Below are 16,537 nucleotides of genomic sequence, written 5' to 3' on the forward strand. Positions count from 1 at the left end.
AACGATTATCTTTTGATTTGAGACTCAAATGTGTTTGCGAAGATACTTTATGATGGTAGAAAAAACCTTTCCAAGGTTCCAAACCTTGGAAAGGATAAAAATTACAATCGTCTAAAAATTGCTTCGATGTCGGCAATCGTTACTTTCTCTTGCCAGTCATATCCTACTGCATGATTCCACATGTGATCAAGTTTGTACGAGACATGGGCCATCGCCGTAATTTGCTCATCGGTCCAGTCTTTCGACAATCCTTGCGGCAGTGTGATGTTATGTTGAGCCACCATTTGTTTAAATTCGGCTACACCTTCTGGATAATAATCTCCCAAATGATTGAAGGCGATGCAGTTGGAGTAACAATGGCGCATTCCCAAAATCTTTGAAAGTCCGTAGCTAATCGCATGACAAATACCCACTTCTGAATACGTCAAGCTCAAACCACCCATCAATGAGGCAACCATCAGTTTATCGTCATTTTCGGAAGTTTGCCCTGCTGTTTCTCCCAAATAAATATCACGACAAAGCTTCATCGACTGTTCGGCGTAAGCGTGAGAATAAGCATTGTTAAACTGCCCATTTTCTGATTCAATGCAGTGAATGTAGGTATCCATTCCCACATAAAACCACCAGTCGCGTGGAACAGTCGCAATCAATTCAGGGTCAAGTACCACTTGATTAAAAACCGTCCACTCGCATTTTAAACCCAATTTTTTCTCAGGCCCTGTCAATACGGCAGTCATAGAGACCTCCGCGCCAGTTCCCGAAATAGTAGGAACGCCTACGTGGTAAATGCCTGGTTTTTTGATGAGGTTTAACCCTTGGTACAAGGTAGAAGAACCTTCGTTGGTTACCATCAACGACACGCACTTGGCAATGTCCATAATGGCTCCACCGCCAATTCCAATGATGCCCGAAGGCAAACCTTTGTTGGCCAAAATCTCATCGCGCAAGGTGTCAATTTGCTCAGTAGTAGGCTCATGCGGGTCAACGTCAATGAAATAAACGGTATCCTCGGGTTGAACGGGCAAGCGGCTTTCTAATTCTTTACCTTTGAAATAGTTGTCAACAATAAACACCATGTAGCCGTTGTTTTCGCTACGGTGTGGGGCGATGATTTCACCCAATTGGCTAAAACTTCCCCGTCCAAAAACGGTTTTTTCGATTCCTTTGAAATTTTTATGCATGAATCTATATTTCTAAAAGAAAATTAAAGTGTTACTTAGGTTGATTGTATTTTGCGGCCAAATCATCCAATGCGGTAATGATTTGAATTTTCATTGGATTTTCAGACTTGAAAATTAGCGACGCCGAATAGCTAAAGCCGTCAGCTTCGTGAAAACCTTGGTCGTAAAATAAATGACTAATTCATAGACATTATCCGAAACAATAGGAGCGGCGTCAAGAACGTAAAAGCTGGGTTTGAACTTGACAAGATAGCCTACTCTGAATTTTGTAAAGAAGAAGTAAACATTGTCTTCTCCCCCTAAAAACTCTATTTTATAAGGAGTCTGATGATTAGTCATTCGCTTTTTTTAATCGTTCAATGATAGCCCGATATTTCAGATTTGTTCGAGCTGCCTCTTGCATTTCCTTTTGGGTTTGGCGCTTGCTTTCCATGAGCCAACGACCCAAACTTTTGGGTTGTTCTGTAAGTTTTTGTTCGGTTGTTTTCATTTGCTTTTACTTGGTTTAAATGTTGAACAAAAATTTTAAAGCAGTTAAAACCTATACAAAAACAAAGCCCGTTAGCAAGTATAAGCTGCCATTGCCTTCCGAATCGCCTTTTCGAGGTTATTGGCAAGGGTTTCAAGCTCGGTTTGTGTCCATGTGACGCGAACACCAAACGAAATCAAACGTCCAATTACTTCTTGCGACTTTGGTAAATCAAGGTTAGCATAATCTTGCGGAGCGCCCAATACTTGAACCGCTAATTTACTCGCCGTACGCATTTCTTTGAGGTGATCCCACTGATTAATGAAATGGTACATGTTGGTAAACCAGTAGTTGAAACCACCCACACCTGCTGCGTTCAATTCGGCTACAACTGCCTGTGCGCTTTCGGTATCTGGCAACAATAAATTCAAGAACGTAGCCGAATCGCCTTCGGTATCGGGGATGCGCGCAAATGAAACCCCAGGTACGTTGGCAAGGCGGTTCATCAACCACTTTTTGTGTTCGTTGTTCTTTTCTACTAAGTATGGAACACGACGTGTTTGGGCCAAGCCAACGGCCGCATGAAGCTCCGAAATACGGTAGTTGAAACCAATGATAGGGTGTTGTTCCATACCACGGTTGTTGCCAATGTGGTCGTGACCGTGATCAGAATAGCTATCAGCAAATTTATAGGCTTGTTCGTCGTTTGTTACGAATACTCCGCCTTCACCAGCGGTAGCGATTTTGAAAAAGTCGTACGAATATGCTCCTGTTTTGCCCCAAAGCCCTGTAAAAATTCCTTTGTAATTTGCACCCATTGCCTGTCCTGCATCTTCTACCAAAATAAGGTTATGTTCATTAACAACCTCCATAATGGCATCCATATCAGCCATTTGGCCACACATGTGTACTAGGCAAATCCCTTTGGTTTTAGGAGTAATGGCCTTGCGGATTCCTTCGGCTGAAAGGCAAAGTGTTTCGTCGATTTCGGCAAAAACGGGTAAGGCGCCAATCATCAAAACGGCTTCAACCGAAGCGATATATGTGAACGGTGGCACAATCACTTCGTCGCCTGTGCCAATTCCTGCCGCTACGAGGGCAGTCTGAATGGCGGTCGAACCGCTTGAAACGGCATGGGCGTATTTGGCCCCTACTACTTTACACACTTCCGCTTCCATTTCGCGGGCTTTCCAAATATTATTACGTTGTGCTTCGTGGTTAAAACGAAAGAAAACTCCTGTCTCTAAAACGTCATTAATTTCTTTGCGCTCTTCTGCGCCGTATAATTCTGTTCCTGGCATAACTGTTACTGTTTTTTTGTTGCAAAGTTAGTGATTTTGTGGTGTCGCAGGTTAACATTTTCTGAACCAGTACCTGATTTACAGCCGAAAGGGTTGTTTATAAATCTAAAAAGTTTTCTTTATCTTCGGCCTCAAGTACCATTGATGATTAAACCTATGATAAACGTATTAAAAACCTTTTTGCTTGCCTTGTGGGTAAGTAGTGTGGCGATGCCTGCCATAGCACAAAATCCTGATATTCAGCACTTGCATCCTACTAACTGGTGGATAGGAATGAAAAATCCGAATGTGCAGCTATTGGTACATGGTAAAAACATCAGCACCGCCAAAGTGAATTTGGCTTATCCAGGGGTAACCATTAAAAAGACACAAAAACTCGAAAACCCCAATTACCTTTTGATAGACTTGGTGATTGCCAAAACGACCAAACCTGGGGTTGTTAAGTTGGTGTTTAGTAATGGCAAGTTTAAAAATACGCAACAATTCCCGCTGGCGGCCCGCAAACACAAGCCAAACAACATTACCACTGCCGATTTTATTTATTTACTTATGCCCGATCGCTTTGCCAACGGCGATGAGTCGAACGATAAGTTTTCGGATATGCTAGATACGCAAGCGGATAAAAATGTGCCTTATTTACGCCACGGAGGTGATTTTCAGGGAATTATCAGTCACTTGGATTATCTACAAGAATTTGGGGTAACGACGTTGTGGAATACTCCCGTCATTGAAAATAATACAGGCTTAAAAAAGGAGCTTCATGGCAATATGCAAGCAGCCTATCACGGCTATCACTTCAGCGACCATTACAAAATTGACCGTCGTTTTGGGGGCAATGATGGGTACAAAAAGCTGTCGGCGGCGTTGCATCAGCGTGGAATGAAACTGGTTCAGGATGCTGTTTATAACCATGTGTCGGAAGACCATTGGATGTTTCTGGACCCGCCAACGAAGGATTGGTTCAATATGTGGCCCACTTATACCGCAACTAGCCACAAAGAACAAGTAATGCTTGATCCCAATGGGACAGAGGCCGACCGCCGTTTGTTGATTGATGGTTGGTTTATGCCATTTTTACCCGATGTCAACGCCCGAAATCCGCATTTTGCTACCTACATGATTCAGCACGCTTTGTGGTCAACGGAAGAGTTTGGGGTGGACGGCTGGCGGATTGATACCTACAAGTACAACGACATGGAGTTTATGAATCGTTGTAATAAAGCCTTGTTGGATGAATACCCTGACATGCTCATTTTTGGAGAAACGTTTGTGACGAATCCTGCTTTTATGAATTATTTTGTGCAGAACAATGTCAACTATCCCTTTCAATGTAACCTTCCTAGTAGTTGCGATTTTCCAAGTTACTCGGCCATCGGTGATGCCCTCACGCAGCCATGGAGTTGGGATGGGGGAGTAAATCGCCTTTACAGTACGTTGGCGCAAGATTATTTCTACAAAAACCCTTCTAAGATGGTAACATTCTTGGACAACCACGACACCGACCGCTTCTTGTCGGTGATAGGTGAGGATTTTGCCAAATACAAAATGGGCATTACGTGGTTGTTGACGACGCGCGGCATTCCGCATCTTTACTATGGTACCGAAGTGTTGATGAAAAACACCAAAAATCCAACCGATGCTGAGGTTCGCCAAGATTTTGTGGGAGGCTGGAAAGGAGATAAGCAAAGCAAATTTACGGCTGCTGGGCGCTCTGCCAAAGAAAATGAAGCTTTTGATTTGGTGAAAAAACTGGCCAATTATCGTAAAAATACCCCTTCATTGTACAACGGCAAGTTTACCCAATACCTTCCCCAAAATGGCGTCTATGTGTATTTTAGGCACGATGCTGCCAAAACAATCATGGTGGTAATGAATAGTAATTCGGCCGAAACGACGTTAGAAACAGCTCGTTTTGCAGAACGTACAAAAGGGTTTACGGGAGCAACGAATGTTTTGACCGAAGAGAAGATAAATTCACTGGGAAGCCTCAAAATACCAGCGATGACCACGTTGGTGTTGGAATTGAAGTAGGCTTCTTTTGTCACTCCGACGATAGGAGGAGCCTACAATCGCTTGGATATAGGCTCCTCCTGACGTCGGAGTGACAAAAAGAAGCGCGCTTCGGAGTGACAAAAATCTACTTACGGTGCTGTTCAATTAATTTAAACAGGGCTTTTTGTTTTTCTAAATCAGGGAAAAAGACGTACAATTGCTCATGCGCATTGTAGTCGAGGGTGAGGGCAATTTCGAGGTGCAAAAGTGCCTCTTTGTATTCGCCACCATGAAGCAAATAGGCCACCGCCCGATAATACATGGCGGCGCTGTCGGGGATGGTATCTAGACCTTCTTGAATTACGTCAAAGGCTTTCTTAAAATCGCTTTGATCAAATAACGCCAACGACCACTTGAGCCAAACATCTTCAAAGTCAGGTTCAAGGTCAGCGGCTTTTTCAAACGCTTCCATGCTAGAGAATACATTCCCAATTTTGTATTCGAGGTCGCCCACCAACAGCCAATAGTCGGCAATGAATTCATTGATTTTAATGGCTTTCCGAATGCAATTGAGCGCCTCTACCCATTTATCCTCAACGGCCAAGCAAACCGCAACGCCGTACCAAGCTTCATCCCATTCTTTGTCAAGTTTGAGGGCATCGCGGTAATGTTCAAGGGCTTTGCCAAAGTCTTTGATTTTTTCAAAACTAGCACCAATGTGGCAATGCAAATCGGCCGTGGGAGATTCGTATTGAAGCGTACGTAAATAATTGGTATTTGCTTCTGCAAATCGGTCTAAGTTCATGTACGCATTGGCCATGTTGAAATAGGCCGACGAAAAATCTTCTTTGATGACCGTGGCATAATCGTACGCATGGAGCGACTCTTCGTAGCGTCCAAGTTTGCTATAGACGATACCCAGGTTATACCACGCATTGTAAGAATACGGATCGCGGTCGATGAGTTCGTTGTAGTAGTCGATACTGTCTTCCAATTGCCCCATGATTTCGAGGCAAAAGGCCAGTTCGTACAACGCGCTTTCATTGTCTAGGTTAATTTCAAGCGATGATTTGTAGTACTTTATCGCTTCGTCATATTTGCCCGAATTTTGGTAGGCTTGGCCAATTTGGAACAGTACGTCGTCTTTGTCGCCGTCTTCGATGTAGCGAAGCATTTCTTCATATACTTCCACCGACTGTTCATAATCACCCATCATGTTATAGATGCCGCCTTGCATAAAAAGGACATCTAAGTCGTGGGGATGAAAAAGAGAGGCACGTTCAAGTAATGCGAGTGATTCTTCGTAACGTTGTTTTTGAGCAAGTAAATGTGCTTTGTCCAGTAAAAGCTCTAACGAATGTGGAAAATGCTCTAGTCCATACTCACAGGCTTGCAAGGCACGCTCCCAGTTCCCCTCTCCAATGTAATGTTCTACGATGTGTTCGTAGGTGTCCAAATCAAAAAAATCGTGTTCTTGGTTCTTGAGCATTACCTCAAATCGTTGAACCGAATCCCGCCAATCGGGTTGTCTCTCCTCGAATTCTGGTTGCATATCCTGAGTGTATGGGGTCAATGTCTTAGTCGAAAGATAAGAAAATTTCTTTTCCTGTCAAATTTTTAACGTAATATCCTTCGACTAAATTCCGTCATTTACCCCACACATTTCTAAGATAATTGATAATCAGGTATTTTTTATTTCTTCATCACGTCTTCGATGATGTGCCCGATATTTCCGCTTGGCTCCAATAGTTTGAGCAACGCGGCCACGGTCGGTGCGGTATCGGCTACGGCCGTACGGCTGAAAGTTTCGCCTGGTTTGATTCCCCAGCCGAAGAAAAGCAATGGAATGTGGGTGTCATAATTATATGGCGCCCCGTGGGTGGCAGCAATGGTGCTCGACATCCAGCCTGGTTCGGTCACAATCTGAATATCTCCGCTGCGCTTGGCGTGCGTACCGTTTTTGTAGAGGGTAAGCAAATAATCGTTGATGTTGGCATTGCTCAAATCGTGGGTATTGAGTACTTCGGCTATGCCATCAAAATCAAGCATTGTTGGGCGGATGGCTTCCACGATTTTATCAACCGATAAGTTTTTTTGTTTCAACAAATCGTGGTTGAGGTAAAACTGATAGTTTTCGGAAGCACGAATAAAATCACCGTCGCCAAATTTCTCTTTCAATACCGCTTTTACGGCCGTATTTACTTGCCCAATATTCAAACGTCCCGCGGGCAAACGATTTCTTTTCCAAAGGTCTGTTACGTCCATTACTCCGTGGTCAGCTGATAGGAAAAGTAAGTAATTCCCTTTGCCCACTTGTGCGTCGAAGGCATTGAGCAATTCGGCCAAGTCGCGGTCGAGGCGGAGGTAAATGTCTTCTTCTTCTACTGAGTTGGGGCCAAAACCGTGTCCTACGTAATCGGGCGTAGAGAAACTTACGGCCAAGAAGTCGGTTGATTTTCCTTTGCCAAGCCGTTCGTTTTTCAATGCTTCCAAGGCCATTTCTTTGGTAACGGTATTACCGTGTGGGGTACTTGCCAATACTCCAAATGCATCCCCTGCAATTCCCGCTAAATCATACGGGAAAACTGATTTTTTTGCCCCAGGAAGTTTGGCTTCATACGGTTGGTCATCGGCCGTACTTTCGGTGTATTTTTCAATTGGAAGCAAAGTGTTCCAGTTTTGTTTCATCAACTCTGACGGACGTTTCTTCGCATTATAATCTTTTACCCACTGCGGTAGGTCGTTCATATAAAACGTACTGGTAATCCAGTTGCCCGTTTTGCTGTCAAACCAATAAGCGCCGTTGGCAGTATGACCTGCTGGTAAAATAGCCCCACGGTCTTTGATGGCAATTCCGATGGTTTTGTTTTGGTAATTGGTACCAATGCGTAACTGGTCAGTAATGGTGCTTACCAACATATTTTTTGGCGACATTTTGCCTGCGGGAGCGTTGGTTGTACCCACGGGCTGTACAGTTGAGTCAGCTACGCAATACATGCCTTTGCCAAGGCGTTTGTCGAACCAGTCGTTCCCCACAATTCCGTGAATGGCAGGCGTGGAACCCGTATAGACCGATGCGTGGCCAGCCGCCGTCACCGTAAGTGCGTAGTGATAATGGTGGTTGCGGCAGTTGAAACCTTCGCGCATGAGTCGTTTGAACCCTCCTTCACTGTATTTGTCATAGTAACGGAACCAATAATCGTAACGCATTTGGTCCACGACAACGCCGACCACCAATTTGGGGCGAGCTAACGTAGCGGGTTTGGTTGGTTTGGTTTGCGCCCAAAGCGTACTCATGCTCAAAAGCGCCAAGGTTAGTTTGAGGTACTTCATTTGTATAGGTGTAGTTAGAAACTAAAAAAATTGCGGCTAAGTTACGTTAAGTTTTTGAACCTTATCTTTATAAATACGAAACTCAATTCTATAAAGGCTACTACTGTTTGTTTCTAGTGCGTTGGCTGGATTTAAAAAAATCCGTCTGCCAAGAAACCTCGGCAGACGAAACAAATGGATGAAAACTAGGTAGGTCAATGAATCCAAGCAAATTAAAAGGAATAAGTAAGGGAGGTCCAGAAACTGCGTGGCAAGATAATGCGCCCAATTTGCAACGAGCCTTTTTCAAAGTTTCCGTTCAACAAAAACTGATCTCCCCGAATGTTGCCTTCGGTCAAGCCACGGCTGTTGGTAAGGTTGTCGCCCCATACGCGGAAGCCCAACTTTTTGGTGATTTTGCAATCTAATCCCATCGAAAGTTCGTCGTATCCACCCATGTGATAGACGTTACTTGGTGAGCTCCAACGCTTACCGATGTGACGGAAACTGGCGAATAAATCGAAAATTTTGTAGTTATACGTTCCCGAAAGCTCCCAAATGATGTTCGGAATACGCTCGGCGTAGTTGCCCGACCAAGAATAAAGCTTTCCAGCTAAGTCGGCACGGGCATTGGAAGGTGCTGTCACTTCGTATTGGGTGTATTTGCTGTTTTGGAAAGTGGTGACTAAACGGAAATTGAGATTTTTGGATGGCGTATAACTGGCCTCAATTTCAGCACTTAAGTTGCGACTCGAAGCAAACGTACCAATGGAAATAAACCCAGCGGTGGTATTCGGAATCAACATACTAGAAGCAATATTGGTCAGTTTTGCATATACCAATGAGCTAAATAATGAAAACTTAGGCGTGTTGATTTTGTAGCCTACTTCTGACATAAATACACCACGGTCTTTGACGGCATCGGGGTTAAAGGTAAAGTTAGAATAGTCGCCGATGTTCAAAGCACTGTAAGTTCTTGTTGCACGGCCAAACAATGCGTGATGGTCATTGATTTTGTAGTTTAGACCCACCGAGGCGGTGCCGTAGGTTTTGGTTTCGTCAAAGGGAGTATAATTGGTAAAGGGAGCCGTGTTTTGTAAACGTTGCCCTTTGATGTGGAAACGGTCGGCACGTAAACCAAGGTCAAGGGTGAGGTTTCCTAAACTTACTTCGTCGGAAGCCCAAGCCGAAGTAATGCCCGTCGTTCCTTTGCGGTAGGTGCCAATGTTGATGCCGCTGTAGCCGTTTCCAGTGGAAGTTCCAATAAGTAAGGTACGAGGTTGGTTCGCGATTTCGGTGTTGAACGTTGCTCCTAGCGAGAAAAGGTCAATGTCATAGGTGTGAATTCCCGCTCCAAACGAAAGCGAATGTTTGCCTAATTGTTTGTTAAAGTCTAAGTTGTCAGAAAATTGTTTGTCGGTACTGTTGGTTCCAATAAATGATTGCCCTGTGTAGAAGCCCGTCGGATTATTGAGTGTTTGCCCGTCTGAATAATAGTAGTTGACGTTGGATTTATAAGAAGTGGCAGCGGTTATAATCGACCCCGTAAAATTGGAAGTAGTGCTTTGGTAGCGCAAATTGTTCTTAATCGTCCACTCGTTTTTGGTAATGTGCTTAAATTCAATGCCTCCTGCTAATGACTTCAAATGGACGCCGTCCGAAAAATCATAATTGTAGGTTTTGCCAGTAGGTGCTACCAATGATACTTTGGTGTCGCGAGTGGCCAAAATTTGGGTCAACAAATCAAAATCAGGCAATGCTTTTCCTTGCCCTGAACCGTCGTAGCTGTAGTACGAAGGCACGAGCCAAGCCGTTTTGTCATTGAGGTATTTTCCATAAAAACGAATGTAGCTATTGGGCTTGATTTCGTAGGTAAGGTTCATTTTCAACTGACCACCTTCGTTGGCGCGGTACGAGGGCGGGCGAATCCCATCGTCGGCGCGGTAAAAACCACCTACGTTAAATTTGAGCTTTGGGGCAATTTTACCCCCAAAATTGGCATCAAAACGATTGGCATTTTGGGACAAACCGCGCGTATATTTTACTTTCCCCGAAAATTTATCGCCCCCTGTATTAGAAATCACGTTGATGAGCGCACCAGGGGTATTGGCCAACAATACAGCCGCGTGCCCACCGCGAACGGCTTCAACGGTTTTGATGGTCAAATCTACTTTGTAGTACTGGTCGGCGGAGGGGCTGGTACTAAAACCTGTCGGAAGCACAGGAAGGCCGTCTTCCATGACACCCATAAAAACGTAGCCACCGCCTGGTAATCCGCGAACCCGCACACTTCCTGGGCCGTCGCCTCCGCTACTTTCAACCGAAAGTCCTGGAATGGCCTTCAACATATCGGTACTGTTGAGGGGAGGGCGTTGGCTTAGTTGTTTGGCGTTGATGGTCGAAATAGCTACGCTCGATTCAATTTTCTTCTTGGGCGAACCGCTAGAGGTAACCACTACTTGTTCGAGCTGAAGATTATCTTCTTGAAGAACGATAGTGATTTGAACGTCGTTGCCCGTGACGGCTACTTCTTTTTTGAGCGTGATAAAACCAATGCTACTTAGGTTGAGGGTGTAGTTGCCATTGGGAATATCACTAAAGGTAAACATCCCATTTTTATCAGCGACTTGGCCTTTGTTTTGGTAGCTCAAAATCACCGTCGTTCCAATCAGTGCATCGCCTTTGGCATCGGTTATTTTTCCCGAAATGGTATGCCCTTCGGCTTTTGCGGCTTCTTCGTTTTGAAAAGAGGGAGAAAAGTAGGAAGAACTTTTGGCGGTTCGACTGATAATGATGAGGTTGCCCGTTACTTTATAGTTGAGTTCCAACGATTTGGTTACGTCATCTAAGACTTTTTGTAGAGGTTGTTGGTCGGCATTGATGTTTATTTTACGATTGGCCTGAATCATCTTTGAGCTAAAGACAAATTTGGCACTTACTTGCTTTTCAATGAGGTTAAATACGGTTTCGACGTCTTGTTTTTGGAGACGAAGGGTGATTTTTTGGTTCAGCACCGACTGAGCGTTGCTGTCGGTAGCGTAGGCATTGCTCATGAACCAAATGGCGATTAAAATCTGAGTGAGCGAGATACGCATAGCTCTGAGGAATACTTGGAGGTGTACGCTTTTTTTCATACTTTTGAACTGTTTTATTAAGGTGAAAATTTGGTAAAACAATCCCCTGCATCCTTGAAAAAAGATGTGCTTAGGCGTCAGAACCATTAAGGGGATTTCGAAACTAGGAGGGCGATGCTGGTACCATTACCCTCCTTTTTTATTTACATCCTTTGCTATGTACCACTATCTGCCCGTCGATGACTTCGTAATGGGCTTCAATGGCTTCACAAATGATGGTCAATTTCTCATAAAGGCTTTGGTTAGTCAATGTGGCGGTAAGGGGACAGTCAGAAAGCAAATCTTCATCAAATAGTATATCCACTTGGTACGCCTTCTCCAGCGTTTTAAGTACTTCAGAGACAGGCGCGTTGTGAAACGACAAACTGGGCGATTCGTTGACCGTGGCTACCATTTGGGGCGTTTCACTGAGGGTTTTTATCAATTGATTGGCTTCGGGTTCAAACACTAATTTTTGATTGGCCGTTAAAACAACACCTTTGGATTCTTGGCCTATGAGGTTCTTCTGGGTTGCAATGTCAAGTTTTTTGAAGACAGAAACCCGCCCTTCTCGTACTTCAACGATGGTTTTGGAAGCGCCTTCTTGCGCATTTACCAAAAAACTTGTCCCCAATACTTTGGTAACTAAATCGTTGGCATAGACCAAAAAAGGACGCTTAGAGTCTTTGGAAACCTCAAAAAAAGCCACGCCCGAGAGATACACTTTTCGATGGTCTTTTTGGAAGGATGCAGGGTAACTGAGGCGAGCCTTGGGCTGTAGCGTTATTTTGCTGCCATCGCTCAACAAGACGGATTGGGGAGAATTGCTCTCGTTTATTTTTTCTACCAATTGTTGTCCCGCCGTGCTTTGCTGGTACGAACTTTGGGGAGATTGGGTCAGTAAAAATCGAATACCTAATCCCAAGACAACAACGGCGGCAGCTCGCCAAACCCACTTCGACAAGGGCTGAAAACGTACCGTCGGAGCGGCCTCGTTGGCCATTTCTGACGCTTGTTTTTCTTTTTCGTCCCGCGCTTTTTTGACCAATTTTTGGATTTCAAGCTGAATCTCTACGTCGCTTATGGGCGACTGGTAACGGCGATACACACTGCTCAAGAGTGTTTTCGCTTGCTTAATTTCTTGTGCTTGGTGTGGATTTTTTGCGAGGTAGCCTTCCCAAAACGCAACGTCTTCGGGCTGTTGGTGGCGTACCCACTGTTGAAAGCGGGCGTCCAACACAAAATCTTCGAGGCAATAGTCGTGGTATAAATTCATTGTAATAAAGGCTTCTATCTATACATAGGCAGCCTTTAACCTTGAATAATCAAAAAAAATCACATTTTTTTTCAAATGTTGATTTTGAGCCAATAGAGCTACATTTTTTCTTTCAATTCTTTCAAGGTACGGTACAATAAATTGGCTACGGCTTGCCTTGAAATAGACATTACCTGAGCGATGGACTCATTGTCGAGGTTTTCGTAAAACTTCAAATAAATGATTTCTTGTTGGCGTTTGGGCAGTTCGGCCAACTGTCGATTGAGCTGTTGGAGCAATTCTTGGTTGGTTTCAACCTCAATGATTTGTTGTTCTACCGAAATGTCCCCCAAATCTTCCGCATCGAAGTCTAGTTCGTCTTCGTCGGTGAGCCATTGTTGTTTTAAACTTTCACGGTGAATTTTTCGTCGCAGCGATTTAAGAAGGTAAAATTTAACAAAGTCGGTGTCACCGAGTGTTTCGCGTTTGTACCAAAGTTCCATAAACAAATCTTGCAGGCAGTCTTTGATAAACTCTCGGTCTTTCGAGAATTTGGCACCGTAGCTAAATAAGCTTCGATAATACTTTTGGGCAATTTGACCAAACGCATTTTCATCCCCTTCGCGAAACGCATTCCACAAGTGAGCATCTTCGGGAGATGTGTTAGGTACGTTAGTCATGTAGGTTAGTAGAATGGGAATTGGCGGGTAATCCTACGATAAATTATAGAAATTTGCAAAATTATTCAACCATTGTGCTGTAAAAAAGTAAGGCGTTATCGTTAATGATACTTCCATGTACGTTGATTTTGACTTTAGAGGCGTAAACTGAGCAATTTTGGGGCGTTGTTAGTAGATTGCACCTTCATTTGAGATTGAGAAGAGACAGCATTTAATCCATATAAAATACAAAATGAAAATATGAAAAAAATTGGCGTTTTGCTCCATGGAAATGGGGTATTTGATGGCTCAGAAATCCACGAATCGGTTTTTACGTTGTTGGCAATCGCCGAAGCAGGGGCGGAAGCGATCTGTTTTGCTCCCAACGTTAATCAGCATCATGTGTTGAATCATACCACGGGCGAAGAAATGCCCGAAACCCGCAATGTGTTGGTAGAATCGGCGCGAATTGCGCGGGGCAATATCAAAGACATTATCGATATTAACGCGTCGGAATTGGATGGGTTAGTGATGCCAGGGGGCTTTGGAACGGCCAAAAATATTACAAAATGGGCATTTGAAGGGCCTAACGGGCCAATTTTGGAATCGGTAAAAAAACTGATTGTGGAGCTAGTTGCCCAAGGAAAACCGATTGCAGGATTGTGCATGAGTCCCACGACCATTGCCAAAGCTTTGGAAGGAACAGCATACCATGCGCATTTGACGGTTGGAACGCCTAACGAAGCCTCTCCGTACGAAATCGCCGCTATTTCGGCAGGTATGGAGTCGATTGGACAAGTGGCAGAAATGGCGTCGGTGCGAGAAATTGTGGTGGACGAAAAACTCAAAATTGTAACCGCTCCCTGTTATATGATGGAGGCAAATATTGTTGAAGTCCGTGATAACATCAAGCAGGCGGTGGACGCGCTGATTGCATTGATGTAGTTACAAATGATAAAGGCGGCTGAGTGGCCGCCTTTATCATTTGAGTTGAGAGCAATTATTCGCTTTCGTTATCCGAAATAATACCTTCTTTTTCGGCTTGCGCTTTATAATCGTGAAGCTGAACAGGTTTACTACCCTTACGCATTTTAATATTGAGCACTTCTACGAGCAGTGAGAAAGCAATGGCGAAATATAAATAACCTTTTGGAACAGAGCCTACGTGAGAACCAAAGACCGACACATTGGCAAGGTGCGCACCTTCAGCAATGAGCATAAACCCAATCGCAATCAAGAACGCTAAACCGAGCATCTGTACCGACGGGTGGCGGTTGACAAAATCGCCTACTGGGCCTGAGAAAGCCATCATAATAATCACCGAAAGCACCACCGAAATAATCATTACCGTGACGTTTTGGGTAAGACCAATGGCCGTCAAAATAGAGTCAATGGAGAAAACGACGTTAATAAGCGCAATCTGCATGACCACATTTGACAGCTTGCTTGCAGCACTTCCTTTTGGTTTTTGAACTTCGTCGTCCGCCCCTTCCAATTTATGGTGAATCTCCGAGGTACTTTTATACAACAAAAACAGCCCCCCGACCACTAGAATGACACTTTGGCCAGAAAAGGCCGCGTGAAACCAGCCTGCGTCAATGTGCGTAAAGGGTTTTGATAGAGAAATGATGAATGAAATTCCAAATAACAAGGTTACGCGGAAAATCATGGCCAATAACAAACCAATGTTACGCGCTTTGGGTTGGTCTTTGCGGGCAAGTTTGTTGGCAGCAATTGAGATAAAAATGATGTTGTCAATCCCCAAAACAATTTCTAGGAACGTAAGGGTTAACAAACTAATGATGGCCTCTGCAGTAAATAGTGAATCCATTTTGATAAATGAGTGAGTAAATAAGTTGTTTAGTTAAGAAAGTTCAAAATTGAAGGGCTATTCGGTTTCAATAAGCTAATTTTACACGAAAAAACCAAACCCTCCATGAGTGGTAAAAAAATAACCTCAAAACTTCCCAACGTCGGTACAACGATATTTACGGTCATGTCGGCTTTGGCCGCAGAACACAAATCCATCAACCTTTCGCAGGGTTTTCCTGATTTTGATATGCCCGAGGAGCTGGTCAATCTTACGTGCGAAGCACTGCAAAATGGCTATAATCAATATTCGCCCATGGCAGGTTGGATGCCTTTGCGGGAAAGTATCGCCGCCAAAGTGCATGATTTGTACGGAGTTGAAATCAATCCCGATTCCGAAATTACCATTACTCCTGGCGGAACATACGGGATTTATACGGCTTTTACCACCGTGTTACAGCCTGGTGACGAGGTAATTGTGTTTGAACCCGCCTACGATAGTTACATTCCCAACATTGAAATCAACGGTGGGATAGCGGTTCGGATTCCGCTGGAGTTTCCGACGTATCGTATTAATTGGGAGTTGGTTCGGGCTAAAATTACACCCCGCACCCGCATGATTGCCCTCAACACGCCCCACAATCCTACGGGCAGCATTTTGCGGGCTTCTGACATCGAACAACTGCGTCAATTAGTGGAGGAGTTTGATTTGCTCATCATGTCCGACGAAGTATATGAACATTTGATTTACGATGGAGAGCCTCATCAAAGTATTTTGAGGTACGAAGATTTGCGCCAACGGGCATTTGTGAATTTTTCGTTTGGTAAAGTTTACCACTGTACGGGCTGGAAAATGGGGTATTGTATTGCGCCACCTGCGTTTACGGCCGAGTTTCGTAAAGTGCACCAGTTTAATTGTTTTAGCTGTTATACCCCCGCTCAGGTTGCTTTGGCTGAGTACCTCAAAAACAAGGAGGCTTACCGTTCAATTTCTGGTTTTTATCAAGAAAAGCGTGATTATTTTGCCGAATTGATGAAACAAACGCGTTTCAAGCCCCTCCCGAGTTACGGTAGTTATTTTCAATTGTATTATTTCGACCACCTTTCTGATTTGTCTGACAAAGACTTTTCAATTTGGCTAACCAAAGAACACGGCGTGGCTTGCATTCCTGTTTCGGCTTTTTATCAAGAAGCTATCGACAACGGAGTGGTACGTTTTTGTTTTGCGAAAAAAGAAGAAACGCTTGAAAAAGCAGTGGAAAGATTGGTGAAACTGTAGTTGTGTCCCAAAATGTACAGGACAGAAGAATCGGGTTTTGAGAAACCCTCAGCACAAGCACTCAGTACATTACGCAGAGAGGTCGGGTTGTGAGCAACCCTTTGCACAGGGTCGGGTTTTGAGCAACCCTCAGCACAAGCACTCAGCACATTGCGCAGAGAGGTCGG

Annotated in this window: 13 protein-coding genes; 3 read left to right on the forward strand and 10 right to left on the reverse strand. The window is 44.1% G+C overall.

Translation table 11 applies throughout. The features are described from left to right. Nucleotides 1-101: 101 nt before the first annotated feature. The 4 genes from K339_RS0103170 to K339_RS0103185 form a co-directional block, all read right to left on the reverse strand. Nucleotides 102-1,181 carry an iron-containing alcohol dehydrogenase family protein gene (locus K339_RS0103170; protein WP_028522315.1) on the reverse strand — a complete coding sequence of 360 codons (1,080 nt, stop codon included), beginning with the start codon at nucleotides 1,179-1,181 and terminating at the stop codon, nucleotides 102-104. Nucleotides 1,182-1,295: 114 nt separating this feature from the next. After that, on the reverse strand, nucleotides 1,296-1,520 hold the full coding sequence (locus K339_RS0103175) for a hypothetical protein (protein WP_028522316.1): 225 nt from the start codon (nucleotides 1,518-1,520) through the stop codon (nucleotides 1,296-1,298). Then, nucleotides 1,513-1,671, reverse strand: a complete 159-nt coding sequence (locus tag K339_RS36940) for a hypothetical protein (RefSeq protein ID WP_157607459.1) — start codon at nucleotides 1,669-1,671, stop codon at nucleotides 1,513-1,515. Before K339_RS36940 ends, K339_RS0103175 begins: the two co-directional genes overlap by 8 nt. 71 nt (nucleotides 1,672-1,742) lie before the next feature. Further along, nucleotides 1,743-2,951 (reverse strand): DegT/DnrJ/EryC1/StrS family aminotransferase, encoded by a 1,209-nt coding sequence (locus K339_RS0103185; RefSeq protein ID WP_028522317.1) that lies wholly within the window; start codon nucleotides 2,949-2,951, stop codon nucleotides 1,743-1,745. 156 nt (nucleotides 2,952-3,107) lie between these two features. On the opposite strand from K339_RS0103185, the gene K339_RS0103190 reads away from it, so the two are divergent. Then, nucleotides 3,108-4,982 carry a glycoside hydrolase family 13 protein gene (locus tag K339_RS0103190; protein ID WP_028522318.1) on the forward strand — a complete coding sequence of 625 codons (1,875 nt, stop codon included), beginning with the start codon at nucleotides 3,108-3,110 and terminating at the stop codon, nucleotides 4,980-4,982. A 106-nt stretch (nucleotides 4,983-5,088) separates the two neighbouring features. Here the strand turns inward: K339_RS0103190 and K339_RS0103195 are convergent, their stop codons facing one another. The 5 genes from K339_RS0103195 to K339_RS0103215 all read right to left on the reverse strand — a co-directional run bounded on the left by K339_RS0103195 (nucleotide 5,089) and on the right by K339_RS0103215 (nucleotide 13,303). Beyond that, entirely contained in the window at nucleotides 5,089-6,495 is a 1,407-nt protein-coding gene (locus tag K339_RS0103195; RefSeq protein ID WP_028522319.1) for a tetratricopeptide repeat protein, read from the reverse strand. Between the two features lie 140 nt (nucleotides 6,496-6,635). After that, the gene (gene pafA / locus K339_RS0103200) at nucleotides 6,636-8,276 is read right to left on the reverse strand and encodes an alkaline phosphatase PafA (RefSeq protein WP_028522320.1); all 1,641 of its coding nucleotides are present in this window, start codon (nucleotides 8,274-8,276) and stop codon (nucleotides 6,636-6,638) included. Nucleotides 8,277-8,488: 212 nt separating this feature from the next. After that, nucleotides 8,489-11,389, reverse strand: coding sequence for a TonB-dependent receptor domain-containing protein (locus K339_RS0103205; RefSeq protein ID WP_028522321.1), 2,901 nt, complete (start codon nucleotides 11,387-11,389; stop codon nucleotides 8,489-8,491). Between the two features lie 139 nt (nucleotides 11,390-11,528). Next, nucleotides 11,529-12,644 carry a FecR family protein gene (locus K339_RS0103210; protein ID WP_028522322.1) on the reverse strand — a complete coding sequence of 372 codons (1,116 nt, stop codon included), beginning with the start codon at nucleotides 12,642-12,644 and terminating at the stop codon, nucleotides 11,529-11,531. A 98-nt stretch (nucleotides 12,645-12,742) separates the two neighbouring features. After that, the gene (locus K339_RS0103215; RefSeq protein WP_028522323.1) at nucleotides 12,743-13,303 is read right to left on the reverse strand and encodes an RNA polymerase sigma factor; all 561 of its coding nucleotides are present in this window, start codon (nucleotides 13,301-13,303) and stop codon (nucleotides 12,743-12,745) included. 240 nt (nucleotides 13,304-13,543) lie between these two features. Between K339_RS0103215 and elbB the strand changes: the two genes are divergently transcribed. Next, on the forward strand, nucleotides 13,544-14,227 hold the full coding sequence (gene elbB / locus K339_RS0103220; RefSeq protein ID WP_028522324.1) for an isoprenoid biosynthesis glyoxalase ElbB: 684 nt from the start codon (nucleotides 13,544-13,546) through the stop codon (nucleotides 14,225-14,227). A 55-nt stretch (nucleotides 14,228-14,282) separates the two neighbouring features. Here elbB and K339_RS0103225 read toward each other — a convergent pair whose 3' ends face one another. Then, nucleotides 14,283-15,113, reverse strand: coding sequence for a TerC family protein (locus K339_RS0103225; RefSeq protein WP_028522325.1), 831 nt, complete (start codon nucleotides 15,111-15,113; stop codon nucleotides 14,283-14,285). Nucleotides 15,114-15,218: 105 nt separating this feature from the next. On the opposite strand from K339_RS0103225, the gene K339_RS0103230 reads away from it, so the two are divergent. After that, nucleotides 15,219-16,370 (forward strand): methionine aminotransferase, encoded by a 1,152-nt coding sequence (locus K339_RS0103230; RefSeq protein WP_028522326.1) that lies wholly within the window; start codon nucleotides 15,219-15,221, stop codon nucleotides 16,368-16,370. The last annotated feature ends 167 nt before the right edge of the window (nucleotides 16,371-16,537 follow it).

Source organism: Runella limosa DSM 17973 (assembly GCF_000482465.1).
In the GTDB taxonomy this organism is placed as follows: Bacteria; Bacteroidota; Bacteroidia; order Cytophagales; family Spirosomataceae; genus Runella; species Runella limosa.

Bases quoted from the DNA above. Each gene is read 5' to 3' on its own strand.
- K339_RS0103175 (WP_028522316.1), bottom strand. From the start codon at position 1,520: ATGACTAATCATCAGACTCCTTATAAAATAGAGTTTTTAGGGGGAGAA.
- pafA (WP_028522320.1), bottom strand. From the start codon at position 8,276: ATGAAGTACCTCAAACTAACCTTGGCGCTTTTGAGCATGAGTACGCTT.
- K339_RS0103190 (WP_028522318.1), top strand. From the start codon at position 3,108: ATGATAAACGTATTAAAAACCTTTTTGCTTGCCTTGTGGGTAAGTAGT.
- K339_RS0103225 (WP_028522325.1), bottom strand. From the start codon at position 15,113: ATGGATTCACTATTTACTGCAGAGGCCATCATTAGTTTGTTAACCCTT.
- K339_RS0103230 (WP_028522326.1), top strand. From the start codon at position 15,219: ATGAGTGGTAAAAAAATAACCTCAAAACTTCCCAACGTCGGTACAACG.
- K339_RS36940 (WP_157607459.1), bottom strand. From the start codon at position 1,671: ATGAAAACAACCGAACAAAAACTTACAGAACAACCCAAAAGTTTGGGT.
- K339_RS0103195 (WP_028522319.1), bottom strand. From the start codon at position 6,495: ATGCAACCAGAATTCGAGGAGAGACAACCCGATTGGCGGGATTCGGTT.
- K339_RS0103205 (WP_028522321.1), bottom strand. From the start codon at position 11,389: ATGAAAAAAAGCGTACACCTCCAAGTATTCCTCAGAGCTATGCGTATC.
- K339_RS0103215 (WP_028522323.1), bottom strand. From the start codon at position 13,303: ATGACTAACGTACCTAACACATCTCCCGAAGATGCTCACTTGTGGAAT.
- K339_RS0103210 (WP_028522322.1), bottom strand. From the start codon at position 12,644: ATGAATTTATACCACGACTATTGCCTCGAAGATTTTGTGTTGGACGCC.
- elbB (WP_028522324.1), top strand. From the start codon at position 13,544: ATGAAAAAAATTGGCGTTTTGCTCCATGGAAATGGGGTATTTGATGGC.
- K339_RS0103170 (WP_028522315.1), bottom strand. From the start codon at position 1,181: ATGCATAAAAATTTCAAAGGAATCGAAAAAACCGTTTTTGGACGGGGA.
- K339_RS0103185 (WP_028522317.1), bottom strand. From the start codon at position 2,951: ATGCCAGGAACAGAATTATACGGCGCAGAAGAGCGCAAAGAAATTAAT.